This is a genomic window from Micromonospora sp. NPDC047738, assembly GCF_040642675.1.
Classification (GTDB): Bacteria; Actinomycetota; Actinomycetes; order Mycobacteriales; family Micromonosporaceae; genus Micromonospora.
This window is the reverse complement of the sequence record NZ_JBEYSO010000005.1, coordinates 138,209-164,353: the sequence shown is the minus strand read 5'-3', so window position 1 is coordinate 164,353 and position 26,145 is coordinate 138,209. Positions and strand designations below refer to the sequence as shown.

General features: G+C 71.1%; 20 protein-coding genes. 13 read left to right on the top strand and 7 right to left on the bottom strand.

The genetic code is table 11. The annotated features are described in order from the left end of the window. Positions 1–27: 27 nt before the first annotated feature. Positions 28–1,323, bottom strand: coding sequence for an extracellular solute-binding protein (locus ABZ783_RS10910; protein WP_357436168.1), 1,296 nt, complete (start codon positions 1,321–1,323; stop codon positions 28–30). A gap of 106 nt (positions 1,324–1,429) precedes the next feature. On the opposite strand from ABZ783_RS10910, the gene ABZ783_RS10905 reads away from it, so the two are divergent. From ABZ783_RS10905 to ABZ783_RS10885, 5 genes are all read left to right on the top strand, one after another. Next, the gene (locus ABZ783_RS10905; protein ID WP_357436166.1) at positions 1,430–2,287 is read left to right on the top strand and encodes a MurR/RpiR family transcriptional regulator; all 858 of its coding nucleotides are present in this window, start codon (positions 1,430–1,432) and stop codon (positions 2,285–2,287) included. A gap of 28 nt (positions 2,288–2,315) precedes the next feature. After that, a complete protein-coding gene (locus ABZ783_RS10900) occupies positions 2,316–2,993 on the top strand; it encodes a phosphoribosylanthranilate isomerase (RefSeq protein ID WP_357436164.1) in 678 nt (225 codons plus the stop codon). Next, on the top strand, positions 2,990–5,443 hold the full coding sequence (locus tag ABZ783_RS10895; RefSeq protein ID WP_357436162.1) for a pyruvate dehydrogenase: 2,454 nt from the start codon (positions 2,990–2,992) through the stop codon (positions 5,441–5,443). Before ABZ783_RS10900 ends, ABZ783_RS10895 begins: the two co-directional genes overlap by 4 nt. A gap of 105 nt (positions 5,444–5,548) precedes the next feature. Next, entirely contained in the window at positions 5,549–5,911 is a 363-nt protein-coding gene (locus tag ABZ783_RS10890; RefSeq protein ID WP_357436160.1) for an SCP2 sterol-binding domain-containing protein, read from the top strand. Between the two features lie 2 nt (positions 5,912–5,913). Continuing rightward, entirely contained in the window at positions 5,914–7,965 is a 2,052-nt protein-coding gene (locus tag ABZ783_RS10885) for a glycogen debranching N-terminal domain-containing protein (RefSeq protein ID WP_357436158.1), read from the top strand. Between the two features lie 17 nt (positions 7,966–7,982). Here ABZ783_RS10885 and ABZ783_RS10880 read toward each other — a convergent pair whose 3' ends face one another. The 5 genes from ABZ783_RS10880 to ABZ783_RS10860 all read right to left on the bottom strand — a co-directional run bounded on the left by ABZ783_RS10880 (position 7,983) and on the right by ABZ783_RS10860 (position 14,614). After that, positions 7,983–8,696 carry a copper homeostasis protein CutC gene (locus tag ABZ783_RS10880; protein WP_357436156.1) on the bottom strand — a complete coding sequence of 238 codons (714 nt, stop codon included), beginning with the start codon at positions 8,694–8,696 and terminating at the stop codon, positions 7,983–7,985. A 22-nt stretch (positions 8,697–8,718) separates the two neighbouring features. Continuing rightward, positions 8,719–10,839, bottom strand: coding sequence for an ABC transporter ATP-binding protein (locus ABZ783_RS10875; RefSeq protein ID WP_357436154.1), 2,121 nt, complete (start codon positions 10,837–10,839; stop codon positions 8,719–8,721). Positions 10,840–10,851: 12 nt separating this feature from the next. Further along, positions 10,852–11,775 carry an ABC transporter permease gene (locus tag ABZ783_RS10870; RefSeq protein ID WP_357436153.1) on the bottom strand — a complete coding sequence of 308 codons (924 nt, stop codon included), beginning with the start codon at positions 11,773–11,775 and terminating at the stop codon, positions 10,852–10,854. Then, entirely contained in the window at positions 11,772–12,731 is a 960-nt protein-coding gene (locus ABZ783_RS10865) for an ABC transporter permease (RefSeq protein WP_357436151.1), read from the bottom strand. Before ABZ783_RS10865 ends, ABZ783_RS10870 begins: the two co-directional genes overlap by 4 nt. 77 nt (positions 12,732–12,808) lie before the next feature. After that, complete coding sequence (locus ABZ783_RS10860) at positions 12,809–14,614, bottom strand: peptide ABC transporter substrate-binding protein (protein ID WP_357436150.1); 1,806 nt, start codon at positions 14,612–14,614, stop codon at positions 12,809–12,811. 294 nt (positions 14,615–14,908) lie between these two features. Here ABZ783_RS10860 and ABZ783_RS10855 point away from each other — a divergent pair, with 294 nt between their 5' ends. The 3 genes from ABZ783_RS10855 to ABZ783_RS10845 are packed head-to-tail and all read left to right on the top strand — an operon-like array spanning position 14,909 to position 18,506. Next, the gene (locus ABZ783_RS10855) at positions 14,909–16,054 is read left to right on the top strand and encodes an ROK family transcriptional regulator (RefSeq protein WP_357436148.1); all 1,146 of its coding nucleotides are present in this window, start codon (positions 14,909–14,911) and stop codon (positions 16,052–16,054) included. A 12-nt stretch (positions 16,055–16,066) separates the two neighbouring features. Then, positions 16,067–17,536, top strand: coding sequence for a M81 family metallopeptidase (locus ABZ783_RS10850; RefSeq protein ID WP_357436146.1), 1,470 nt, complete (start codon positions 16,067–16,069; stop codon positions 17,534–17,536). A 4-nt stretch (positions 17,537–17,540) separates the two neighbouring features. After that, positions 17,541–18,506: an ROK family protein gene (locus tag ABZ783_RS10845; protein ID WP_357436145.1), complete on the top strand. Its 966-nt coding sequence runs from the start codon at positions 17,541–17,543 to the stop codon at positions 18,504–18,506. Positions 18,507–18,654: 148 nt separating this feature from the next. On the opposite strand, the gene ABZ783_RS10840 is transcribed toward ABZ783_RS10845, so the two are convergent. Continuing rightward, positions 18,655–19,581 carry a LysR family transcriptional regulator gene (locus tag ABZ783_RS10840; protein ID WP_357436143.1) on the bottom strand — a complete coding sequence of 309 codons (927 nt, stop codon included), beginning with the start codon at positions 19,579–19,581 and terminating at the stop codon, positions 18,655–18,657. Positions 19,582–19,692: 111 nt separating this feature from the next. Here ABZ783_RS10840 and ABZ783_RS10835 point away from each other — a divergent pair, with 111 nt between their 5' ends. The 5 genes from ABZ783_RS10835 (at position 19,693) to ABZ783_RS10815 (ending at position 26,143) form a co-directional block, all read left to right on the top strand. Then, on the top strand, positions 19,693–20,808 hold the full coding sequence (locus tag ABZ783_RS10835; protein ID WP_357436140.1) for a diaminopropionate ammonia-lyase: 1,116 nt from the start codon (positions 19,693–19,695) through the stop codon (positions 20,806–20,808). A gap of 81 nt (positions 20,809–20,889) precedes the next feature. Continuing rightward, a complete protein-coding gene (locus ABZ783_RS10830) occupies positions 20,890–22,164 on the top strand; it encodes a Zn-dependent hydrolase (protein ID WP_357436139.1) in 1,275 nt (424 codons plus the stop codon). Positions 22,165–22,297: 133 nt separating this feature from the next. After that, entirely contained in the window at positions 22,298–23,485 is a 1,188-nt protein-coding gene (locus ABZ783_RS10825) for an ArgE/DapE family deacylase (protein WP_357436138.1), read from the top strand. Positions 23,486–23,853: 368 nt separating this feature from the next. Next, positions 23,854–24,330: a hypothetical protein gene (locus ABZ783_RS10820; protein ID WP_357436137.1), complete on the top strand. Its 477-nt coding sequence runs from the start codon at positions 23,854–23,856 to the stop codon at positions 24,328–24,330. Position 24,331: 1 nt separating this feature from the next. Beyond that, a complete protein-coding gene (locus tag ABZ783_RS10815; RefSeq protein WP_357436136.1) occupies positions 24,332–26,143 on the top strand; it encodes a glycoside hydrolase family 15 protein in 1,812 nt (603 codons plus the stop codon). The last annotated feature ends 2 nt before the right edge of the window (positions 26,144–26,145 follow it).

Genomic DNA, 26,145 nt, shown 5'->3' with positions numbered 1-26,145 from the left:
GGGCGCTCGGGCAACGGATCGCAGTGGTTACTTGCCGGCCTTGGCGGCGTTCTCGATGGCCTCGGACGCCGCCGCCGGCGGGATCGAGCCGTCGATCAACCCTTGGAGGGTGGAGTAGTACGTCTCGGTGGTCTTGGGGGCCATCGCGGTGTCGTAGAACGGGTCGAGGGTCTCGGCCTTGCCGATCACGTCCTGGACCACCCCGGCCAGCAGCGGGCCGGCCGCCTCCGGCGTGGTCGCCCCCTTGCGGGCGACCATGGTCTTGCGGATCTGGACGTACTTGGTCATCACCTCGGGGCTGGTGATGTGGCGGAGGAACGCCAGGGCCGCCTCCTTGTCCTTGGCCTTCTCGGACACGGCGAAGCTGGCGGCGACGCCGGCCAGGACGTCACTCTGGTTCCCCTTGCCCGCCGCGAAGGTCGGGAACGGGAAGTAGCCGAGCTCGAAGCCGGCCGGGGCCTCCGCGGACATACCGATCTGCCAGGTGCCGTTGAGGACCATGGCCGCCTTGCCGTTGAGGAAGAGGATGTTGGCCTCCGCGTCGGACATGCCGTTCGCGCCCTTCGGCAGGTATCCCTTCTGGGCGAGCGTCTGCAGGACGCCGGCCGCGTCCTTGGCCTCGGGTCCGAAGGTGGCGTTCTTGTCTCCGGCGCCGAAGCCGGACATGACCCCACTGCCGTGCATGCGCATCTCGGCGTACTGGAACCAGAAGGTCGCGGGCCAGCTGTCCTTGTTGCCGAGCGCGACCGGCACCACGCCGGCCGACTTGATCTTCTCGGCCAGGTCGAGGAACTCCGGCCAGGTGGTGGGGACCTGCCATCCCTTGGCGTCGAACAGTGCCTTGTTGTACCAGACCAGCGCGGCGTCGATGTCGATCGGCACCGCGTACGTCGAGCCGCCGAAGGTGACCGACGGCAGCGAGCTTTCCAGGAAGCTGTCGCGCCAGCCCTGCTTGGCGAGCTCGTCGTCCAGCCGAAGGACCTGGCCGCTGTCGACGAAGGCCTTCAGGTAGCCACCCGGCAGCGTGTAGAAGACATCCGGCGCGTTGCCCGAGGCCATGGCCGTCTGCAGTTTCGTCTTGTAGGAGGACTGCTCGGCCGACACCTCCTTCACCTTGATGTCGGGATGCGCCTTCTTGAAGGTGTCCAGCGCGTACTCGATGAACTCGACCTTGTCCTTCTGGCCTGCGTAGGCGTGCCAGATCTCCAGGGTCTTCCCGCCGCCAGAGGTGTCAGCCGAGCCACCGGCGCCTGCGCACGCCGACAGCATCACGAGCGCGGCACCGGCAGCCAGTGCCGCTCGCCATGCAGATCTGATTCGCATCCCAGACTCCCGTGGTTCCACTGCTTGAAAACTTGGTGGGTAGTAGTACTACCACCACGAGTCAGCCTGGTCTAGGGTGTTGCTCAATTCGAGACGGGGCGAGGGAATGACCAACTCCACCACCAACGGCACCAGCGCCCTGGCGCGACTGAGGGCAGCCAGGCCAGCACTGTCCGACACCGAACGGAAGGTCGCGGACTGGATCCTCGAGCAGCCGGCAGGATTGCTGGAGAGCTCGATGCTGGATGTCGCCCGGGCATGCAACGTCAGCGACACGACGGTGCTGCGGATGTGCCGCAACAGCGGCTTCGCCGGGTTCACCGACCTGAAGCTCGGCCTGGCCCAGGACCTCGCCTCGCCGACCCAACTGATCCACGACGACGTCACGCCGGACGACGACGCGGCGACGGTCGCGGCCAAGGTCTTCGCCAGCACCATCCAGTCCCTGCGCGACACGCACCACCTGCTGACCGGCCAGGACATGGCACGGGCGCTGGACCTTCTCGAAGCCGCCGACCACGTCCTGGTCGGCGGCGTGGGCACGTCCGGGGTCGTCGCGCAGTCTTTCTACCAGCGGTGTCACCGGCTGGGGATCCGCTGCGACGCCCCGGTCGACTCGCAGTTGCAGATCATGCACGCCTCCCTGCTGCGCCCCGGGGATCTCGCGATCGGCATCTCCTACTCAGGCGCCACGAAGGACGTGGCCGACATGCTGGCCCAGGCGCGCCGGGCCGGGGCGTCCACCCTCGTCGTGACCGGCAACCGGGACTCCCACGTCGCGCGGCAGGGAGACGTCGTGCTGGTCAGCGTCTCCCACGAGACCCGCAGCGAGCCCCTGGCCGCCCGGGCCTGCCAGATGGCACTCCTCGACGCCCTCTATGTCGCGTACTCGCTGCGGCACGTCGACGACGTGCTGGAGAACGAGAAGCGACTCAACCAAGCCATCGCACAGCGTTCCTATTGACTATTTCGGACACCAGTTGGAGAACCGAGTGATCGTCCAGATCTACACCGCGCAGTCCGCTCGCGAGGCCCTCGCCCTCGCGGAGGTAGGAGTCGACCACGTCGGCCTCACCCCGGCCAAGCTCGGCCTGCCGGGAGAGATCGATGAAGACACCGCAGCGGAAGCCGTCCGTGCGCTGCGCGGGAAGGCGGTCTCGGTGGCCCTGTCCGTCTCCAGTGACCTCGACGAGATCGTCCGCATGACCACGCGGGTCCAGCCCGACATCCTGCACCTGTGCGGCGAGCCCGGCGCCGTGCCGCCGGCCGCCGTCGCGTCGCTCCGGCGCCGGCTGCCCGACTGCAAGATCATGCAGGCCATCGCCGTCACCGGGTCCGCGGCGGTGGACACCGCCCGCGCCTACGCCGATGTCAGTGACCTGCTCATCCTCGACTCCCACACCGACGAGGTCGCAGGCGTCGGCGCCGCCGGGGTGGTGCACGACTGGGACATCAGCGCGCGAATCGTCGCGTCCGTCGGCATCCCGGTCATCCTCGCCGGGGGCCTGTCGCCCGAGAACGTGGCGGCGGCGATCGCGACCGTGCAGCCCTGGGGCGTGGACTCGCTCACGCTGACCAACCGGGCGCTGCCCGGAGGTGGCTTCGAGAAGGACCTCGCCCGCGTCGCCGAGTTCGTCGGCAACTCGCGTGCCGCCCGGGTCCCGGCATGAGCACCACGGTCAACCACCCCATCCCCCGATTGCCTGGTCAGCCTCCGGACATCTCCCCCGCCTCCCCCGCGGTGTCCGCACAACCGCCTGGTCCGGACGCCGAACCGCACGTCGACCTGGACGTCCTCGACGCCGTCCAGCGTCGGGTGCTGTGGCTCGCGACGCGGATCGTGGATGCGGCCAACCGTGAGCGGGACACCGGCGACGGGGTCAAGGTCGGGGGTCACCAGGCGTCATCGGCGTCGATGGTGACGGTGATGACCGCGCTGTGGTTCGCGCACCTGGACGGGGCGGACCGGGTGGCGGTCAAGCCGCACGCCGCGCCGGTCTTCCATGCGATCCAGTACCTGCTCGGCAAGCTGGACCGTTCCTACTTGACGAAGCTGCGCGCACGGGGCGGGCTGCAGTCGTACCCCTCGCGGACCAAGGATCCCGACGAGGTCGACTTCTCGACCGGCTCGGTCGGGCTCGGCGCGGCGGCGCCGCTCTTCGCGGCGGCCGTGCGCCGCTACGTGGACGCCCACTTCGGGGCGCGCCCCCGGTCACGGTTCATCGCGCTGCTCGGCGACGCCGAACTGGACGAGGGGAACGTCTGGGAAGCGGTCGCCGATCCTGCCACCCACGGGCTGGGCAGGGTCACCTGGATCGTGGACTTCAACCGGCAGTCGCTGGACCGGGTGGTCCCCGGAATCCGGATCGACCAGTGGCGGGCCTCGTTCGAGGCCAACGGCTGGCACGTGGTCGAGGTCAAGTACGGGCGACGACTCCAGGCGTTCTTCTCCCGCCCCAACGGTCCGCTGCTGCGGGAGTGGATCGACGCGATGCCGAACGAGCAGTACCAGTCGCTGTTCGGCCTCAGCGGCCCGGCACTGCGGGAACGGCTCCTGGACGGGGCTCCCGCGGGCCTGGCGGAACTCGTCGCCGACGTCACCGACGACGACCTGGGCGAACTGGTCACCGACCTGGGCGGCCACGACCTGGGCGCGGTGCTGGACGGGCTGGCCGAGTGCGACGCCACGGACCGACCGACCGTGCTGTTCGCCTACACCATCAAGGGCTGGGGCCTGCCCATCGCGGGGAATCCGCGCAACCACTCGGCCCTGCTCTCCGGTGAGCAGATCGATGCGCTGCGGGCCCAGACCGGCGTCCCCGCCGACCGGGAATGGGATCGCTTCGATCCCGACTCGGCCGAGGGCCGGTGGATCGAGGAACGCGCGCGGCAACTGGCCCGGCAGCCGCGAAACGCTCGGCTGGGCGTCACCGTGCCGACCGCCACCGGGGTACGGGTCTCCCGGCCGGTGTCCACCCAGGAGGCCTTCGGCCGGATCCTGGTGGACCTCTCGCGCGACGAAGCAGTCGCCCCGTATCTGGTGACCACCGCGCCGGACGTCGCGACATCGACCAACCTGGCGGGGTTCATCAACCGGGCCGGCGTGTTCGCGCCCACAGAGCGGCGATCCTGGAACGCCGACCCGGTGCTGAGGTGGGCGGAAGGACCGACCGGGCAGCACATCGAGCTCGGCATCAGCGAGATGAACCTGTTCCTGCTGCTCGGGCAGCTTGGCCTGGCCTGGGACCACTCCGACCAACCGCTCCTGCCGGTCGGCACCGTCTATGACCCGTTCGTGTGCCGGGGGCTGGACGCCTTCATCCACGGCGCCTATTCCGGCTCACGGTTCCTGGTGGCCGGCACGCCTTCCGGGGTGACCCTGGCACCTGAGGGCGGGGCTCATCAGTCCACGATCACCGCGTCCATCGGCATCGAGCTGCCTGGCGTGACCTTCCTGGAGCCCGCATACGCCACCGCCCTGGACTGGCTCATGTGCGACGCCCTGTCGCGCATCGCCGCCGGTGACCCGGGCTCGGCGGGCGCCGCCGGCGACCACGGGGCGTACTACCTGCGGCTGTCGACCCGCCCGATCGACCAGGCACCGTTCGAAGCGGCCCGGAGCCGGCTGGGCGACGTGGTCCTGCGCCGGCAGGTTCTGGCCGGTGCGTACCGGCTGGTCGACGCGTCCGAGTTGGCCGCCGCCGGCGCACCGCAGGTCTACCTGGCCGCCAGCGGCGCCGTCCTGCCCGAGACGGTCGCGGCGGCGACCGAGCTGGCCGAGGAAGGCATCGCCGCACACGTCGTGGACATCACCTGCGCCGACCGCCTCTTCACCGCCTGGCAGCGAGCACTGCGGCAAGGCATCCGGACCGCGACCGCGCCGGCCAGCCCCGGCGCGTTGCGCACCGCGTTCGCGACGCGGGCGCCCCTCGTGACCGTCCACGACGCCTCCAGTCACGCGCTCGCGTGGCTCGGCTCCGCGCTCGGCGTGCCCGCGGTGCCGCTCGGGGTCGACGAGTTCGGACAATCGGGCAGGGTCGCCGACCTCTACGAGATCCACGACCTGCTTCCTGGATCGATCACGAACGCGGCACTGGCCGCCCTGACCCTGGGAACCTGATGGCGCCAGGGTGTGGCCGACAACGGAAATCACCCGATCCGGGTGACGCCGGCTCGCCCTCGCGTCCGTGAGTCTGTCCCTGCCGGCGTACGGCTGGGGGGACGAATGACCGACCCGATCAAGGAGTTCTTCGCCGACATCGAACGGAGCAGGCCGCATCTTCCCGAGAAGTACGCCGGGACGATGCGGTTCGATCTGACCGTCGACCACGTGCTGGAGCACTGGGTGCTGATCTTCGACTCGGGAGACGTGCAGGTCGCCAGGGACAGCCGGGAGGCGGACTCAGTCATCCGGGCCAGGCGGGACGTGTTCGCCCGGATACTGACCGGTGAGCAGGGGGTGTACGCCGCCGTGTGGCGGAACCTGCTCAGCGTCGAAGGCGACATCAGCCTGCTGGCCACGCTGCGCGAACTGCTGCCGGCGGCTCGGCGAGCCGGCCGGACCGCGGCTCGGACACCGGAGGGCTGAACGTGGATCCGAAGCTGGTCAGCACCGTGGACGGCAACACCTACATCCTGAGCGACAACCGCGGCGACATGTCCGCCGATGCGGGTGTTGCGACCGGGCTGTACTCCTTCGACACCCGGTTTCTGAATCAGTGGGCCCTGAGCGTCGACGGGAAACGCCTGAACCTGCTTGCCGTGGACGAGCTGAACTTCTTCGAGACGCGGTTCTTCCTGGTTCCCGGGGCGGCGACGCACTACGTGGACGCGACGGTGTCGGTGATCCGGCACCGTTCGATCGAGGGCACCTTCAACGAGCAGCTGATCGTGCTCAATCACGACAAGTCACCCGTGACCATGCGGGTCAGGATAGACATCGGCAACGACTTCGCAGACACGGTGGAGCTGCGCCGCGATGGCGGCGGACCACGGCAAGGCCGCACCTCGGTCCGGGTCGACAACGACGGCCTGCGGCTGACCTACGAGCGGGAGTCGTTCGTCCGGGAGACGATCGTGACGTCGTCCGAGCCGGCGGCGGTCGACGAACGGGGCATGACGTTCGAGGTGACCATCGGACCGCACGGCAGCTGGCGAACCACCTTGCGGGTGGACGCGGTGCTGCGCGGCGCGCACGGCCGGGACGTTCGGGCCAACCTCGCTTCCCACCGCGGACGGAAACGACCGGAGATGCGCCGCGAGCTCGAGGAATGGCTCGACTCGGCACCAGACCTGCGCACCGACTCGGCCTCGCTGGCCGTCACCTACCGCCGCAGCTTGATCGACCTGGGTGCGCTGCGTTATTCCACGTGGACCTACCGGGAGCGGCTGCCCATGGCCGGGATGCCCTGGTACATGACCCTGATCGCCCGGGACGCTCTCATCTCCTGCCTGCAGGCGATCTCGTTCACCCCGCAGCTGAGCGTGCCCACCCTGCGGTTGTGCGCGGTCGGGCACGGCACCCTGCCGAACGACTTCCGGGAAGAGGATCCGGGCAAGGTCTTCTACGAGGTCCGGTACGGCGAGAGCGCGGCCTTCGAGGAGCAGCCACAGGCCGCCGACTTCAGCGCGGCCGACACGACCCTGCTGTTCGTGGTGCTGCTCGACGAGTACGAACGGTGGACCAGCGACGAGAGCCTGGTGCGCGAGCTTGAGTACGAGACGCGCATGGCGCTGGCCTGGATCGACCAGTACGCCGACCTGACCGGCCGAGGATACGTGGCGTACCAGCGGCGCAACCAGCGGTGCGGCGTCATCAACCAGGGTTGGAAGAACACCCCGGACGGCATCTCCTACCGCGACGGGCGGCTGCCCGGCTATCCCCTCGCCACCTGTGAGCTGCAGGGCTACGCGTACGACGCGAAACTACGCGGTGCCCGGCTGGCCCGGCAGGTCTGGGACGACCCGGCGTACGCCGATCGCCTGGAGCGGGAGGCCGCAGACCTGAAGGACCGGTTCAACCGGGACTTCTGGATCGCCGATCGCGGTTACTACGCGGTCGCTCTGGAGGCCGACGGTACCCAGGTGGACGGGCTCACCTCGAACATCGGCCACCTGCTGTGGAGCGGGATCGCCACCGAGGAGAAAGCGGCCCAGGTGGCCGAGCACCTGATGAGCGACCGGCTGTATTCGGGCTGGGGAATCCGGACACTGGCCACCGACAACCACCGTTACAACCCGATCGGCACCCACACCGGGATGGTGTGGCCGTTCGACAACGCGCTGATCGCCTACGGCCTACGCCGGTACGGGCATGACCGGGAGGCCGCCCGGGTCGCGGAAGGAATCCTGACGGCGGCGAGCTGTTTCGACGGACGACTACCCGGCGCGTTCGCCGGATACGGCCGGAGCCTGACCAGGTACCCGGTCACCCTGCCACGAATCGGCTCCCCGCAGGCCATCTCTGCCTCAGCCCCGCTCATGCTGCTACGCACCCTGCTGGGCGTGGAACCTTGCGAAGGGCACCTGTCGGTCGAACCGGCGGTCCCGGAGACGATCGGGCTCGTCGAACTGCTCGGCGTGCCCGGCCCGTGGGGACGGCTGGACGCCGTCGCCCACGGCCGATTGCCGGTGCCCGGCTGACCCGAGGATCGGAGCGCTCACTCCCCTGTGTCGGACTGGGTGCGTGTGGCGGCGACGACCCGGCGTACCTCGTCGCCGTCGGTGGCCTCGCGTCCGTCGCGCCGCACCGGTGCCCGCAGGTGCACCTCCCGCGCCCCGGTCTCCGCGAGCACCTGCCGGACGTTGTGCGACCGGATGCCGCCGCCGGCGATGACCCGCAACCGGTCGCCGGCCCGCTGCCGTAGCGCAGCGATCCGCGCGGCGCCGGCCAGCGCGGTGGGCGCCGCGCCGGAGGTGAGCACCGCGTCGGCTCCGAGGTCGATGATCTCCTCGATCGCCTCCAGCTGGTCGCCGACCTCGTCGAAGGACTTGTGCACCGTCACCGGCAGCGGCCCCGCCGCCTCGATCAGGCGCCGGAGCACGGCCAGGTCGAGGCCGCCGTCGGCGGTGACCGCGCCGACCACCACCCCGACCGCGAGGCCGTGCGGATTGGGCAGGCTCCGGATGGCCGCGATGTCGGCGAGCATCACCTGCTCCTCGATCTCGCTCAACCGGAAGTCACCGCCCCGGGGACGGACCATGACGCGTACCCCCACCCGGCGCAACGTCCGCAGGGCGACCTCGACGGTGCCCAGGCTGGGGGTGGTGCCGCCCTGGCCGAGATCGGCGCAGAGCTCCAGCCGGTCGGCCCCGGCGGCCTCGGCCACCAGTGCGGTCGGCACGTCACTCACGCAGATCTCCACCGTGGTCATGCCGCCTCCTCGCTTCGCTTGGTCATCCGGCCGCCCCGGCCCCTGCGGCCGCCTTGCTCGACTCCGGACGCAGCGGGAAGTGGCAGGCCACCTGGTGCCCGTCGCCGGCCAGCGGCGGCTCCGTCGCGCAGATCTCCTGCGCCAGCGGGCAGCGGGTCCGGAACCGGCACCCGGTGGGCGGGTTCAACGCGCTGGGCAGCTCGCCTCGGATGGTGACGCCGTCGCGAGCGGTCGCGGCGTTCGGCGTGATCGAGGGGACGGCGTCGATGAGCGCCTGCGTGTACGGATGCCGGGCGGCCCGGACCACGTCCCGGGCGGGACCGACCTCGACGAGCTTGCCGAGGTACATGACGCCGATCCGGTCCGCCATGTAGTCGACGACGGACAGGTCGTGGCTGATGAAGACGTACGCCAGGCCGAGCTCGCGCTGCAGGTCCCGCATGAGGTTGAGCACCTGCGCCTGGATCGACACGTCAAGCGCGCTGACCGGCTCGTCGCCGACGATCAGCCGGGGCTGCAGGGCCAGCGACCGGGCCAGCCCGATGCGCTGCAGCTGGCCGCCGGAGAACTCGTGGGGGTAGCGCTCCAGGACCCGCCGCGACAGCCCCACCTGGTCGAGCAGCGTCGCGATCCGCGCCCGCCGCGCTGCCCCGTCGCCCACCTTCTGGATCTCGAGCGGCTCGGCGAGGATGGCGTCGACACGCATCCGCGGGTTCATCGCGGCGTAGCTGTCCTGGAACATCAGTTGGACCTGCCGGTGCATCCGGCGGCGCTCCCGCCCGGCCAGGCTGGCGATGTCCGTGCCGTCCAGCAGGATCTGCCCGGCGGTCGGCCGCTCCAGCCCGACGGCCAGCCGTCCCACGGTGGACTTGCCGCAGCCCGACTCGCCGACCAGCCCGAAGGTCTCCCCCGGGCCGACGTCGAAGGAGACACCCGCCACGGCGCTCACCTGCCCGGCGGACCGGCGCAGCAGCCCGCGGCCGTGTGCCGCGTAGTTCTTGACCAGCGCCTGCACCGACAGGACCGGGGTCGCCGCCGGCTGGTCTGCTCCGGCCGTCGAGTCGGCCGGTTCGGGCGCCTGCTCGACCCGCACCCGAGGCGGCAGGGTGACCGGTGCGGCGGGCACCGGGTGCAGACAGGCGTGCCGGTGCTCGCCGACCGACAGGGCCACCTCGGTGGTCCGGCACTCGTCGGTGACGTGCCGGCAGCGTGGCGCGAACCGGCAGCCGGCCAGGGGCCGGGACAGGTCCGGCGGCAGTCCCGGGATACTGTAGAGCCGGGCGTGTGCACCGCTCTCCCGGATCGCCGACTCGGGGAGCGCCTCCATCAGCGCCTCCGTGTAGCGGTGCCGAGGCGAGCGGAACAGTTGCTCGGTCGCCGCGGTCTCCACCACCCGTCCGGCGTACATGACGGCGACCCGGTCGGCGCGGCCGGCGATCACCCCCAGGTCATGGGTGACCAGGATGACGGCCATCCCGAACTCTTCCCGCAGGTCGTCGATGAGTTCGAGGATCTGCCGCTGCGTGGTGACGTCGAGCGCCGTTGTCGGCTCGTCGGCGATGAGCAGGCGCGGGGAGCAGACCAGTGCCATCGCGATGGCGACCCGTTGCCGCATCCCGCCGGACAACTCGTGCGGGTAGTTGTCGACGATCCGGTCCGGGCGTGGCATCCCGACCCGGCGCAGGATCTCGATGGCCCGCTCCCGGGCCTCCGCCCTGCCGACTCGCTCGTGCACCCGCAGCGGTTCGGCGACCTGGACGCCGATCCGCATGGTCGGGTTGAGCGAGGTGAGCGGGTCCTGGAAGACCATGCCCATCCGGACACCACGGATCCGGCGTACCTCGTCTGCTGGCAGCGATCGCAGGTCCCGGCCTTCGAAGAGGATCTGCCCGCCGGACACCCGGCCGCCGGGCGGCAGCAGCCCCATGATCGACAGCGCCGTCATCGTCTTGCCGCTGCCGGACTCACCCACGACGCCGAGGGTCTCCCCCGGCATGACCTCGAGATTGACCCCGTCGAGGGCGTGTACCGTGCCGCGGCGCAGCGCGATGTCGGTGTCGAGATCGCGCAGTTCCAGCAGGGGCTGGGCCCCTGCCGGCTGCCCGGCCGCCGAGGAGTGCCGAAGGTCGGTCGATTCGCTCATTCCCTGCTCCTGCTACCGCCGCCGGAGGCGGACCTCGAAGGCGTCCCTCAGCCCGTCGCCGATGAAGTTGAAGGCGAGGACGATGAGGATGATGGCGATTCCGGGCGGATACAGCAGCCACCAGTGGCCGCTGTAGGTGTCCGCGAGGCCGTCGGAGAGCATCCCGCCCCAGTTCGCCGCCGGCGGGGGGACACCGAGGCCGAGGAACGACAGGTACGCGACGTAGAGGATCGCGTCGGCGACCTGGAAGGTCGCGTTGACGATCACGGTCCCGATGGCGTTCGGCACGATGTGCCGGCGCACGGCCCGGCCGCCCGTGCCGCCCATCGCCCGCATGGCCTGGACGTACTCGCGGGAGCGCAGGGTCAGTGCCTCACCCCGGACCAGCCGGGCCGGCCCCAGCCAGGCGAAGGCGCCGATGATGAGGATGAGCATCGACACGCTCGGGGTGACGATGGCGGCGAGCAGCATGAACAGGAACAGCGACGGGATCGACATCATCGCGTCGACCACCCGCATCATCGCCGAATCCGGCCACCCCCCGACGAACCCGGCGACGGCGCCCCAGAGCGTGCCCAGGGCGGTGGCGAGGATCCCGGCCGCGAGCCCGACGATGATCGAGGTCTGACCGCCGAGCATGAGCCGCCCCAACTGGTCGTAGCCGACCCCGTCGGTGCCGAGCGGATGCCCCTGCTCACCCGGGGCCAGGTGTACGGCGGTGAGGTCCGTGTGCACCTGGTCGGTGTGGTAGAAGAGCGGGCCGAGGAAGCAGATCCCGGCCAGCAGGACGAACAGGCCCAGGCCCACCAGGGCGAGCCGGTTCTCGCAGAAGACGACCAGCCCCTGCCGCCAGAGGCCGCGCACCGGCGCCTCGGCCGCGTCCGCCGGCTGGTCGGGGGCGGTGCCTGGGCGGACCGCCTGGGAGAGGGTGGTCATGACGCGCTCCCGCGGAGTCGGACCCGGGGATCGACGGCGGCGTAGAGCAGGTCGGCGACGAGCGCGCCGACGACCGTCGCGATCGAGATGATGACGGTGACCCCGAGCAGGATCGGGAAGTCACGCTTCAGCGCCGCCTGCCAGAACAACTGCCCCATGCCGGGGAAGTTGAACAGCGACTCGACGACCAACGCCCCGCTGAACAGCGCGGGCAGGTACATCCCGAGCAGCGTGATGACTGGGAACAACCCGTTGCGCAGCGTGTGCCGCAGGACGACCCGCCGCTCGGAGAGACCCTTGCTGCGGGCGGTGCGGACGTAGTTCTCGTTGAGGTTGTCGACCATGGCGGAGCGTACGTACCGCGAGTAGACCGCGATGGTGACGATGGCGAGTGTGACCGTGGGCAGGACCAGCCCGGCCGGATCGGCGAGCACCTCCGCCACCGTGAACCCTTGCGGTGCCTCCGGCGGCAGGATCGGCCAGACCTGCGAGAAGAGGATGATCATCATGAGGCCCATGAAGAAGATGGGCGTGGCGTACGCCAGCAGCGACAGCGAGGTGATGGCGTAGTCGGGCCAGCGGTTGCGGCGCACCGCCTGGATCACCCCGAGCGGGATCGCCAGCACGATGGCGAGCAGGGTCGACAGCAGCGACAACACCATGGTCTTCGGCAGCCGCTGGCTGATCGCCTCGACGACCGGCTGGTTGAGCTGGTACGAGTAGCCGAGATCGCCGTGCAGCAGGCGCTGCACGTACATGCCGTACTGCTGGATCCAGGGCCGGTCGTAGCCCATCTCGTGGTTGAACGCCGCCAACTGCTCCAGCGTGGCCTCCTTGCCGAGGGTGGCCCGCGCCGCGCCCCCGGGCAGCAGGTGCAGGATGAGGAACGCGATCACCGTGACGAGCACGACGACGATGAGGGCCTGGCCCAAGCGCGTGATGAGGTACCGGACCACCTGGGCGGTTCCTCCTCCCCGGTCGGGGCTCCGGCGGCGCGGTGGGCGCCGCCGGAGCCGGGACGATCAGTGATCGATTACTTCCAGGACCAGTCCTGGAAGTACATGAAGTTCATCGGGTCCTGCGGCTCGACGCCCTGCAGACCGGCCCGGTACGCCGAGACCTGGAACACCGGGTTCGGCATCCAGAGCACCGGCAGGTCCTTGGCGAGGAAGTCGTTGTACGCCTTGAGCGCGCTCTCGTCGCCGGAGAACTGCGTGGCCTCGATGAGCTTGTCGGCCTCGGGGTTGCTGTAGCTGCCCAGGTTCACCGGGGCGTCGGTGGCGAAGAGCCGCTCGCCGCTGGCGAAGGCCGGGTAGTACCAGCTGCCCTGCGAGCCGAAGAAGGACATGTCCCACGAGCAGGTCGCGTCCGTCGGCTTGCAGGCCGGGGTGACCGCGACCGAATCGGGCACCTCCTTGATGGTCAGCTGGATGCCGAGCTTGGCCATCTGCGACTTGATCTCGGCGAACATCTTGGTCGTGGCGGCGAAGCCGGTCTGGCTGGTCACGGTGAGGTTCAGCGCCGTGCCGGCGGCGATGCCGTCGCCGCACTGGTTCGGTCCGGTGCCCGGCGTCTGGCAGGTGGTCTGCCCGTCCGGGGTCACCTGCCAGCCGTGGCTCTCGAGCAGCTCCTTGGCCTTGGCCGGGTCGAACGAGTACACACAGCCGGCGGCGTCGGTGCCGTTGGTGCCCGGCTTGGCGGGCACCGGGCCGCAGGTCGGCGCGGCCGTGCCCGACCAGATCACCTTGCTGATCGTCGGCTGGTCGATGAGCATCTGCATCGACTGCCGCAGGTACGGCTGCTTGAACAGCACCCCGGTCTTCGGGTTGTTGAAGTTCAGCTGCAGGTAGGTGACGGACCAGCCGTACCAGGGGGAGACCGTGTAGCCCTTGGACTTGAGGTAGGCCTCCTGGGACAGGTTGGCCGCCGGCACGTACCCGTAGTCGATGTCACCGGCGCGCAGCACGTTGAACTCGGCGTCGTCGCCGGTGAACGGCCGGAGCACGACCTTGGCGAGCTTCGGCTTGTCCACTCCGGAGTAGTTCGGCTGGGCGGCGAGGGTGACCTCGCCGTTCGGCACGTACTTCGCCAGCTTCCACGGGCCGCTGTTGACCTTCCACAGCTCGTTGGAGTCGTACGTCTTGGGGTCCTTCGAGGCCGCGGTGAGGAAGTCGAAGACCTTCTTCGCGCCCTCCGGCGTGCTGGCCAGGTTGCTCACGGCCGCGGTGGCGGAGTCCTTGTCCCAGGCGTGCTCCGGCATCGGGGTGATCTTGTTGAGCTGGTTGTCCACGAACCAGGCGGTGTTGTACACCTCCTTCGTGGTGATCGAGAAGGTCTTGTCGTCCTTGACCGACCACTGCGCGATGTTGTCCGGGAGGCCGCCGGCCCGGTAGGACGCCCACTTGTCCTTGTTCGCCGTGACCAGGTCGTACCAGAACTGGATGTCCTTGGTGGTGACGGGCTTGCCGTCGGACCAGGTGTTGTCCTTCAGCGTGATGGTCAGCGTCCTGCCGCCGTCGCTCACCACCGGCGGCTCGGCCATCGAGCGCTGCGGGTCGATGTTGTACTGCGCGGTGCCGTCCAGCTTGTACTGGTACAGCGACCGGTACAGCGCCTGCCCGAAGATGGCGTTCTCGCCCTGGGTGAAGCCGGGTGCCGAGATCGGCAGGATCCAGTTGGGGGTACGGAAGGCGACAGTCACGGTGTCCTTGCCCTGACTCCCGCCCGCCTTCGACGAACCGCTGCCGCCACCGCAGGCGACCAGGCCCGCCCCGAGGGCGACCGCGCTGGCTACCGCCACGGCGCCGCGGAGGGCGCGCCCGGGAAATCTGCTCCTCATGAGTCTCCTCGATTGATGTGCACGTGCCCCGTGTCTCCGGGCGCCGGCGGCGTCGGCATGCGTCCCGCCGCCTGGTGCTGCTGCTCCTCGACGTTCGACGCGGAGAATGTAACCGCGCCGAAGTGCCGAGTCAACGAAAGTTACCCTCTTTATTCGGCAACTTTGGCCAGGGTACGATCGAAGTCGGCGAAGCATCGACCGATACTCTTCGCGTGGGCTCCGGAGCGCACCCTGCCGTGGCACTGCGACACACTGAGGCGGCGCCGGAGGACCGCCCAAACAAGGAGAAGCACCTTGGAACCATCGATCTCCGCCACCCTGCGCGACCAGACCCTCGACCTGCTGGCCAGCGGCGCGGCCACCTCGCGCGCCGACCTCATCGAGGCGTTGCAGGTCGCCCCCTCGACCGTCACCAGCGTGGTACGCCGCCTGCTCGAGGAGGGCGTCATCCTGGAGGAGGGGGTGGGCCGGTCCACCGGGGGGCGGCGCCCCCGGATCCTGCGCCTGCGGGAGACCAAGGGGGTCCTCGCCGTCGCCGAGCTGGGTGGCCGGCACGCTCGGGTGGGGTTGTGCGCGCCCGACGGCGGGCTGCGCACCACCGAGGAGGTGGCCCTCGACATCGCCGCCGGGCCCGAAGAGGTGTTCGACGTTGTCGCGGCGACATTCGCGCGGCTCCAGGCGACGGCCGCGCCGGGCCAGGAGCTGCTCGGGGTCGGCGTCGCCCTACCGGGCCCGGTCGAGTTCCCCGGCGGCCGGCTGGTCGGCCCGGCCCGGATGCCCGGCTGGAGCGGTGTCGATGCGCGGGACCACCTCGCCGCGCGGTTCCAGGTGCCGGTGGCCGTCGACAACGACGCCAAGGCGGCGGCGATCGGCGAGTACGTCACCCGGAGAAACGAGTTCGGCGACATGATCTACGTCAAGGCCGGCACCGGCATCGGTGCCTGTCTGGTCAGCGGTGGACAGGTCTACCGGGGCGGTCGCGGCCTCAGCGGCGATGTCACCCACGTACGCGTGGCGGACAGTGGCGAGCGGGAGTGCTCCTGCGGCAGCCGGGGCTGCCTGGAGACCGTCGCCAGCGGCGCCGCCCTGGCCCGCCAGTTGGCCGAGCAGGGCTCATCGGCGACCACCGTCCGGGACATCATGGCAGCGGTCAGCGACGCCGACCCGACCGTGGTGACCATGGTGCGTCACGCCGGCAGGCTGCTCGGCGTGGCGCTCTCCGGCCTGGTCAACTTCCTCAACCCCGACGCCGTCGTCATCGGCGGCGCGCTGTCCAGCCTCGACGTCTACGTGGCCGCGACCCGGGGGATGCTCTACGAGCGCTGCCTACCGTCCATGACCCAGTCCCTGACCATCGAAGCCAGCGTCGCGGGCCCCGATGCGGCCCTGGTCGGCCTCGGGCACCTGCTGCGCATGACGGCCGACGTACGACCCTCCTGAGGAGCAACACCCGTGCCCCGTCCCCTCCGCATCGCCATCGGCGGCATCCACATCGAATCCAGCACCTTCTCGCCCCACCTCAGCACCGCCCACGACTTCGAGGTCACCCGGGGCGATGCGCTGCTGGCGCGTTACGGCTGGCTCTCCCCCGCCCAGCCCTGGGCCGCTGACGTCGAATGGATACCGCTCGTGCACGCCCGGGCCCTGCCCGGCGGGGCGGTGGACCCGGCGACGTACGAGGCCTGGGCCACCGAGATGGTGGAGCAGCTCGCTGCCGCCGGCCCGGTGGACGGCATGCTGCTGGACATCCACGGTGCGATGAGCGTCGTCGGACGCGACGACGCGGAGGGCGACCTGGTCACCGCCATCCGGTCGGTGCTCGGGCCGGAGCCGTTCGTCTCCGCGGCGATGGACCTGCACGGCAACGTCTCGCAGGTGCTGTTCGACGCCTGCGACCTGCTCACCTGCTATCGCACCGCCCCGCACATCGACGTGTGGGAGACCCGTGAGCGCGCCGCCCGGAACCTGGTCGAGGCGCTGCGCCGGCAGCGGCGCCCGCACAAGGCCCTGGTCCACGTGCCGATCCTGCTGCCCGGCGAGATGACCAGCACCCGCGAGGAGCCGGCCCGGGGGCTCTACGCGAGGATCCCCGAGGTCGAGGCCCGGGACGGCATCGTCGACGCCGCGATCTGGATCGGGTTCGCTTGGGCCGACCAGCCGCGCTGCCGGGGCGCGGTCGTCGTCACCGGCACCGACGCCACCGCCACCGCCGAGGCGGCCCGCGAGCTCGGCGGGCACTTCTGGGCGGCCCGCGACGACTTCGCCTTCGTCGCGCCCACCGGCTCGATGGACGAGTGCCTCGACACGGCCCTGGCCGCGGTCGCGGATCCGGCCCGGCGACCCTTCTTCATCAGCGACTCGGGCGACAACCCCGGCGCCGGCGGTGCCGACGACGTCACCTTCGCCCTCGACCGGCTGCTGGCCCGCCCCGAGATCCGCGACGGCTCCCGCCGCGCCGTGTTCGCCTCGCTGGTCGACCCGCAGGCCGTAGCGCAGATCGCCGACCAGCCGCTCGGCTCACCGGTCCGGGTGGCGGTCGGCGGGCGAATCGACTCCCGGGACCCGGGCCCGCTGCCGCTCGACGGGATCCTTGAGGCGGTCGCCGAGGATCCCGACGGTGGGCGGTGCGCCAGCGTACGGGTCGGCGGGCTGAGCGTCTTCGTCACGTCCCGCCGGATGCAGTACCGCCTGCTGGACTCCTACGCACGGCTGGGGATCGCGGTCGACGAGCTGGATCTCGTCGTGGTGAAGATCGGCTACCTGGAACCCGAACTGTTCGACGCGGCCGGCGACTGGCTGCTCGCGCTGACCCCGGGCGGCGTCGACCAGGACCTCGCGCGGCTGCCGTACCAGCGTGTGGTGCGACCGGTGTTTCCCCTGGACCGCGACTTCACCGCGGACCTCACCGTGGTGACCGGGTGATCGCGTGACGCAGCCCGAAGGCCAGTGCGTCCTCGCCGTCGACGTCGGTGGAACGACCATCAAGGGGGCCGTGGTCGGCGAGGACGGCCAGTTCCGGCACTCGCTGACCGTGCCGTCGCGGGCGGACGACGACCCGGTCAAGGCCGTCCGGTCCCTGTGCCTCCAGCTGCGCGACGACGCGCTCGCCCTCGGCGCCACACCCGCCGCGATCGGCGTGGTCACACCGGGCCTCGTCGACGAGATCGACGGGGTGGTGCGGTACGCCGCCAACATCCGGTTCCGCGACGTGCCGCTACGCGCCCTCGTCGGGGACGATCTCGGACTGCCGGTGGCGGTCGGGCACGACGCACGGGCGGCCGGCGTCGCCGAGGCGGTGGCCGGAGCAGCCCGCGGACTGGACAACTTCCTGCTGCTACCGCTGGGCACCGGCATCGCCGCGGCGGTGGTGGTGCATGGTGCGCCGGTGCCGGGCGCGACCGGCTCGGCCGGCGAGGTCGGCCACATGCCGGTCTACCCCGGCGGGGAGCCGTGCAGTTGCGGGCAGCGGGGATGCCTGGAGGTGTACGCCTCCGCCGGCGGGCTGGCCCGCCGCTATGCCCGGCTCGGCGGAACCCGGGGGTTGGACAGCCGGGGCATCGCCGACGCGGTGGCCACCGATCGGGTGGCCCGCGCCGTCTGGGACGACGCGACCCAGGCTCTGGGGACGGCCCTGGCCACCCTGACCCTGACCCTCGACCCGGCCCGCATCGTTCTCGGCGGTGGGCTCGCCGACGCGGGCGCGCTGTTCTTCGACCCGGTACGCGACGCCCTCCGGGCGGCTCTCGCCTGGCGGACCCCGCCCCCGGTGCTGCGCTCCGCCTTCGGCGCCCAGGCCGCACAGGTCGGCGCGGCCGCCATGGCCCGACGGGAGGCCGGCCTGCCCGTTCCTGACGGCTGGGGCGCACCCGAGCTCGTGCCGCCTGTTGCGTGACTGCGGCCGACCGCTAGCCGGCGCCGTGGAGGCCGGGGGCGACGCCAACCCGGACCGACTGACTCCCGGGTCCGGCCCGGGCGGCAGCCGGACCCGCAGCCTCGCCTCGTCCCGCTCCCCGGTGTGGTCGCCACGGAGCGCACAGCGGTCAGCTCCGTCCCGGTGCCTGACTCGGGCGGAGGGTGACCGCCTGGCGGAGGGCGCCCCGGCACGCCTGGACGGCGGGGTGCCGGCTGCGGCCGCGGCGTACGACGGTGAAGACCCGGCGGGTGCGCTGATCCCGGGGGAGTTGTCGCAGTGTGACGGTTGGGGGTTGTCCGCTCCAGACGAGGTCGGGCAGGAAGGCGGCAGCGTGCCCCTGCTCGACGAGGCGAAGGTGCAGCAGGAGGTCGGTGGTTTCGAACCGTACGTCGGGTTCGAAGCCCGCGTTGCGGCACAGGGTCACGGCCCAGTGCCGCGCGGTGGTGCCTTCGGGTTCCATCACCCACGGGTGGTCCGCGAGTGAGCGCAGCGCCGCCATGGGGTCGTGAGTGTCCGGGCCGGCATCGGGCAGGGCGAGGTGCAGGGGGTCGTCGAGCAGGTCTTCCTGTTCGAGTTCGGCGGGGCGCAGGTTGGGGTTGCCGGGATACTCCTCGGCCACGACCAGGTCGAAGTCGCGGGCCTGCAGGGCGGGTAGGGCCTTTTCGGGTTCCAGCTGCGTGACGTGGACGCGCAGGTGCGGGTGTTGGTCGCGCAGCAGGCCGAGCGCGGCCGGGACCAGGGCCAGGGCGGCGGTCTGGAACGAGGCGATGCGCAGTGTCCCGGTCAGCTCGGTCAGGGAGGCGGCGATCTCCGCCTCCGCACGCTCCAGGCGTTCGAGAACCGCTTCGGTGTGGGCGACGAGGATCTCGGCTTGCTCGGTCAGCTTCACGCGCCGCCCGACCGGTTCCAGCAATCGGACGCCGACCTCCGCTTCCAACTGCGAGAGCTGCTGGGAGACGGATGACGGGGCGTAGGACAGGGCGGCGGCGACCGCGGCCAGCGTGCCGCGGTGCTTGAGTTCGCGCAGCAGGCGCAGGCGATGCAGGTCGAACATGCACGCTCTCCTCGCCGTCGCGCAGCAACCCGTAACGGTCGGTTTTCTCGATGAGTATAGGTCGGAAACATTCGCTGGACCGATCATAGGAGTCCGTCGCACCCTGGAGCTGTGACCGAGAATGTCTCCTCCCCCGGGCTGATGCCGTGGCTTGCGCGGCCCGGCGCCCGCGCCTGGAGGTGCACACCCGCACCTGCCGAGGTGCGGAACTTCCACACCACCCTGCCCGACTACTCGCCCACGCCGCTGACCGAACTCCCGCCGCTGGCAGCGGAGCTGGGGGTGGGCCGCGTCTTCGTCAAGGACGAGTCGTGCCGGCTGGGGCTGCCCGCGTTCAAGGCGCTGGGTTCGTCCTGGGCGGTCCACCGCGTACTCTCCGAGCGGGCCGTGAGCGGTGACGAACCGGTCACCCTGGTGACCGCCACCGATGGCAACCACGGCCGGGCGGTGGCCCGTACGGCGCGCCTGCTCGGGCACCACGCCCACGCGTTCGTGCCGCAGGGTGTGCATCCGCAGGCGGTGGCGGCCATCGTCGCCGAGCAGGCGGCGGTGACCGAGGTCGCCGGGCCGTACGACGAGGCCGTCCGCCTGGCGGCGGAGGCCGCTGCCGCGCCGGCGGCGGTCCTGGTCCAGGACACCGCCTGGCCGGGCTATGAGCAGATCCCGGGCTGGATCGTCGAGGGCTACTCCACCCTCTGCGTCGAGATCGACGAGCAGCTGACCGCCGAGGAAATCGCCGCGGGGCCTGACCTCGTCGCGGTACCGGTGGGCGTCGGGTCACTGGCCCAGGCCGTCATCACCCACTACCGCAGCCGCCCGTCCGGACGGGCGCCCGCACTGTTGTCGGTGGAGCCGGCGGCCGCCGCCTGCGTCCTGGAAAGCCTCACCCACGGCGCACCGGTCAGCGTCACCACCGGCGACACCACGATGGCCGGGCTCAACTGCGGCACCCCGTCCAGCATCGCCTGGCCCTACCTGCACAGCGGGCTGGACGCCGCCGTCGCCATCCCCGACCCCGACAGCGCCCGCGCGGCCGTTGACCTCGCCGCTCTCGGTGTCCACGCGGGCCCCTGCGGGGCGGCAGCGCTCGCCGGCCTCCGTGCGGTGCTCACCGGCGTGGGGGCCGGGGAACGCCGAACGGCACTGGGACTCGATTCGACCTCGGTGGTCGTGCTGTTGAGCACCGAGGGCCCGGCCGCCAACCCGCACTCCACGCTCGATCACTGATCATCCGCAGCCCGCGACCGCCACCGGTTGACCCGCTCGCCCCCAACTCCACCGTCACCGACAGCTCCTGGGAGACAGACCTTGACGAGCCTCACCCCCAGCAAGATCACCGTCAACGGCGGACGCCTCTGGCAGTCGCTGATGGACCTCGCCGAGATCGGCGCGTACCACGACGAGCGCACCGGCCTGCGCGGCGTCAACCGCCTCGCCCTGACCGACACCGACGCGGCCGGCCGCCGCCAGGTGATCGCCTGGATGGAACAGGCCGGCCTGGCCGTCCGCATCGACCAGATGGGCAACATCTACGGCCGCCGCGAGGGCACCGACCCCACCGCGGCCCCCGTACTGACCGGCTCACACATCGACAGCGTCGCCACCGCTGGCGCCTTCGACGGCTGTCTCGGCGTCCTGGGCGGCATCGAAGTCATCCGCATCCTCAACGAACGCGGCATCACCACCCGCCGCCCCATCGAGGTCGGCATCTTCACCGAGGAGGAGGGCGTCCGCTTCGGCACCGACATGCTCGGCAGCGCCGTCGCCGCCGGTCGCCTGACAATGGCGTACGCCCACGCGCTGACGGACCGCGACGGCCGCACCCTCGGCGGTGAACTCGCCCGCACGGGCTTCGACGGCCCCGTCGAGGTACGCCTCGACGCGCCGCACGCCTACGTCGAATGCCACATCGAACAGGGCCCCGTCCTCGCCGAGCACGGGGTCGAGATCGGCGTCGTCACCGGCGTCCAGGGCATCTCCTGGCAGGAGATCACCATCCACGGTCGCGCCGCCCACGCCGGCACCACCCCGACCCACCTGCGCGCCGACGCCGGGCTCGCCGCTGCCCAGATCATCGTCCACCTGCGGTCCCTGGTCGACTCCGGCGACTACGGCGACCTGCGGGCCACCGTCGGCCATCTCATCGTCCACCCGGACCTGACCAACATCGTCCCGGCCCGCGCCGAGATGACCGTGGACCTGCGCAACCCCGACGACGCCCAGATGACCCGCGCCGAGGAGGCCCTGGCCGCGTTCCTGCACGACCTGGAGGGCAGCCAGCCGGGCCTGTCGCTGACCACCCGGCGGATGGCCAGGACCGCCTACGTCCCCTTCGACGACGGGGTGCAGAAGGTCATCGCGCAGGCCGCCGACGACCACGACCTGGCGCACGTCTCCCTGCTCTCCGGCGCGGGGCACGACGCCCAGGAGATCGCCGCGCTCTGCCCCACCGCCATGATCTTCGTCCGCGGCGAGTACGACGGCATCAGCCACAACCCCCGGGAATACTCCACCCCCGAGGCCTGCACCCACGGCATCGACGTCCTGGCCACCACTCTCCTGCGGCTCGCCAACCAAGATTGACCGCCCGCCACCCCGGCAACGACCCGAGCAGTGCGCGTCTGGTCCGGGAAGAGCCGCCGGACGCTTTCCGACTTCCTCCGGGCCTGCAGGTCCGAGCGCCCGTCCGGAACCTGATGACCATGGAAGGTCCCCGATGCTCTTCGAGACTCCCACCACTCCCGCGGCCCCCGATGCCCTGGACCCGGATGAGCATCCCGGCCGCCTGCTGGCCAGGCTGATCGCCATCAACTCCGTCAATCCTGACCTCGTCCCCGGTGGCGCCGGCGAGACCGAGATCGCCGACTTCTGCGGCGCATGGCTGGGCGCTCGCGGCTTCGAAGTGCATCGACTCGAGAAGCGCCCCGGCCGGCCCTCGCTCGTCGCGATCGCCCGCGGCACCGGCGGCGGCCGGTCACTCATGCTCAACGGCCATCTCGACACGGTAGGCGCGGCCGACTACGACGGCGACCCGTTCGACCCGCAGATCCGCGACGGCAAGATGTTCGGCCGCGGCGCCTTCGACATGAAGGGCGGCCTCGCGGCCATGATGGTCGCCGCGGCCCGCGCCGCCCGCGGTCCACTGCGCGGTGACGTCATGCTCGCCTGCGTCGCCGACGAAGAACACGGCAGTTCCGGCACCGCGGAGGTGCTGGAGTCCGTCACCGCCGACGCGGCAATCGTCACCGAGCCGAGCCAACTCGAAGTCACGCTCGCCCACAAGGGCTTCGTCTGGTTCGAGGTGGAGATCGAGGGCCGCGCCGCCCACGGTTCGCGGCCCGAACTCGGCATCGACGCCATCGCCAAAGCCGGGCACTTCCTGGTCGCGCTGGAGGAACTGGGCCAGCGCCTCATGACGGGCCCGGCCCACCCCCGCCTGGGCACCGGCACCGTGCACGCCTCCGTCATCCAGGGCGGCGAGGAGGCCTCCACCTACCCGGCGCACTGCCGCATCACCCTGGAGCGCCGCACCGTCCCGGGCGAGAGTCCCGACCGCGTCGAGCGCGAACTGACCGCCGTGCTCGACCGCCTGGCCGCCACGGTCCCCGACTTCCGCTACCGGCTGACCCGCGGCCTGCACCGCGAGCCCTTCGAGGCCGACCCGGAGGCACCCGTCGTCCGCACCCTGGTCCGCCACGCGGAAGGGATTCTCGGGCACCCGCCCGTGGTGCGCGCCGAGGCCTTCTGGACCGACTGCGCCCTCCTGGACCGCGCCGGCATCCCCTGCCTGCTCTTCGGCGTCGACGGCGCCGGTGCCCACGCCGCCACCGAATACGTCGACCTCGCCTCCCTGGACCACCTCACCGACATCCTCACCAGCACCATCGCCGACTTCTGCTCCTGAGCCGTCGACAGACCCCGGCTGCGCCTCCCAGGGGTATCTCGGCAAGCGGGCCGGTGTCACAGGTGCGGTGGCTTATGGTGAAAAGCCGGAATGGCCACTGTAGTCGCAGCTGCGGGCGACGCGGGCGTCCCGATCAAGCCAATAGAACCTTCACGTTGTCCAGCCGAAGGGTGGACCGATGACTGTGAGGACGTCGCCGAGCCGGGTGCCCGCGGCGTGCAGCCGCTGCTCGGCACTTCGGACCCGGCCATCTGCGCGGCCGACCGGTGCCGGCGTCGCCATGACCGACGCCGGGCGACCCGGCATCGCCAGCGCAAGTGCCGCCCACGTCGTCGCGCCGAACGCCCGCGGCGTCGACCACTGCTGAGATGGACTGGGCCGGATGGGCGTTGTTCGGGCTGGTCGCCACCACGGCGCTCACCGCGGCGCTGATCACCGCACAACTCGCCGGCCTCACTCGCCTCGACCTTCCCCTGGTGCTCGGGACCCTCGTCACCGAGGATCCCGACCGGGCCCGGGTCGCCGGGTTCTTCCTCCACCTCGGTGCCGGCCAGGGCTTCGCCCTCGGCTACGCGGCCACGTTCGCCCTGCTGCACCGCGCCACCTGGTGGATCGGCGCGCTGCTCGGGCTCCTCCACGTCGGGATCGCCCTGACGGTGCTCCTGCCGCTGCTTCCGGGTGTCCACCCACGCATGGCCTCGCAGCGGGCCGGCCTGGCCAGCACCGCGGTGCTGGAGCCACCCGGGCTGTTCGCTCTCAACTACGGCATCCAGACTCCCGCGGTCACGGCTGTCGTCCACGTCATGTTCGGGATCGTCCTCGGACTGCTCCTCAAGGCCGATTGACGTGACGAGCCCTCCGCCCTCGGCGCCGATCAGCGACTACGGCCTGCTGGGCGACACCCGCACCGCCGCCCTCGTCGCCAGTGACGGCCGACTCGACTGGCTCTGCGTGCCCCGCTTCGACGGTGAGCCCCTGTTCGGCCGGCTGGTCGGGGGCCCGGAGGCGGGCACGTTCCGGGTCGGGCCGGCCCGGCCGGCCGCAGTCGTCAAACGGCGCTACCGGCCGAACACCGCCACCCTGGAGACGACCTGGGCGGTCGGCAACGGCCGCCTCACCCTCACCGAGGGCATGGTGGCCGAGATCAGAGGCCACCTGCTGCCCACGACACTGATCGTGCGGCGCCTGTCGGCCGAGGAGGAAACGGTCGACGCCGTCATCGAGTTCGATCCCCGCCTCGGCGTACGGCACCGCCGGCCCCGAGTCCACCAGCGGCGCCAGGCCCTGGTGTGTGAGTGGGGGTCGCTGGCGGTCTCGCTGGGCAGCGCACCCAGGCTCACCATCGAACCGGGTCGGTCTGCCTCGATCACGGTCGGGCCAGGCCGTCCGGTCACTCTCGTGCTGGCCGTGGCCCACCGCGAACCGCTGATCCACGTCGAGCCGGCAGCAGCCTGGAAACTGCTCCTCGAGGACGAGAACCGATGGCGGGCCTGGACCGCCGAAATCGACGAATCGCTGCCTTTCCGGGACCACGTCGCACGAAGCCTGCTGATCCTGCGGCTGTTGACCTACTCGCCGTCGCAAGCCCCGGTGGCCGCACCCACGACATCACTGCCCGAGGATCCCGGCGGGATACGGAACTGGGACTACCGCTATGTCTGGCCCCGGGACGCCAGCATCGGCGTCAGCGCGTTCCTCAGCGTCGGCAAACCCGAGGAGGCCCACGGTTTCCTCGCCTGGTTGCTGCACGCCAGCCGACTGCAGCGGCCACGCCTGCCGGCAGTGTTCACCCTGCACGGCCGCCACGTACCAGCGGAACGGGAAATGCCCGGCTGGCCCGGCTATCTCGACAGCGCCCCGGTGCGGATCGGCAACGGCGCCACCGGCCAACACCAACTCGACGGCTACGGCTGGGTGATCGACGCCGCCTGGGCGTTCGCGCAGGCCGGGCACCTCCTCTACCCGGAGACGTGGCGGGCGGTGCGCGGCTTCGCCGACCTGGTCGCCCGGTGCTGGCAGGAGCCCGACGCCGGGATCTGGGAGGTCCGCTCGCCCGCCCAACACGTGCATTCCAAGCTGATGGGCTGGCTCGCCCTGGACCGGGCACTGCGCATCGCCGACACCCACCCGCTGCCGGACCGCCAACGTCGACGCTGGCAGAAGGCACGAGATGCCATCGCCGCCGAGGTCCGGACGCACGGCTTCGACCCGACGATGGGCAGCTACGTCCGCAGCTACGGCTCCCAGGACCTCGACGCGGCCCTGCTCGTCCTGCCGCTGCTGGACATGGACAGCATCGACTCACCCCGCGTCCGGGGCACCATCGACGCCATTCGGGACCGGCTCTCCGCCGGCGGTCCGCTCCTCTACCGCTACCCGCCGGGGCGTGACGGCTTCCCCGGCAACGAGGGCGCGTTCCTGCCGTGCTCGTTCTGGCTCGTTCAAGCCCTCGCCCGTACCGGACGCCGCATCGAGGCGGAGGAACTGTTCCAGACCATGCTCCACCACGCCAGTCCACTCGGCCTCTACGCCGAGGAGTTGGACCCCGCGACCGGCGCCCACCTCGGCAACTACCCCCAGACGCTGACCCACGCGGCGCTCGTCCAGGCCGCACTGGCAATTCGAGACGCCCCCGCAAATGTGCCTGGATCCGGCTGACC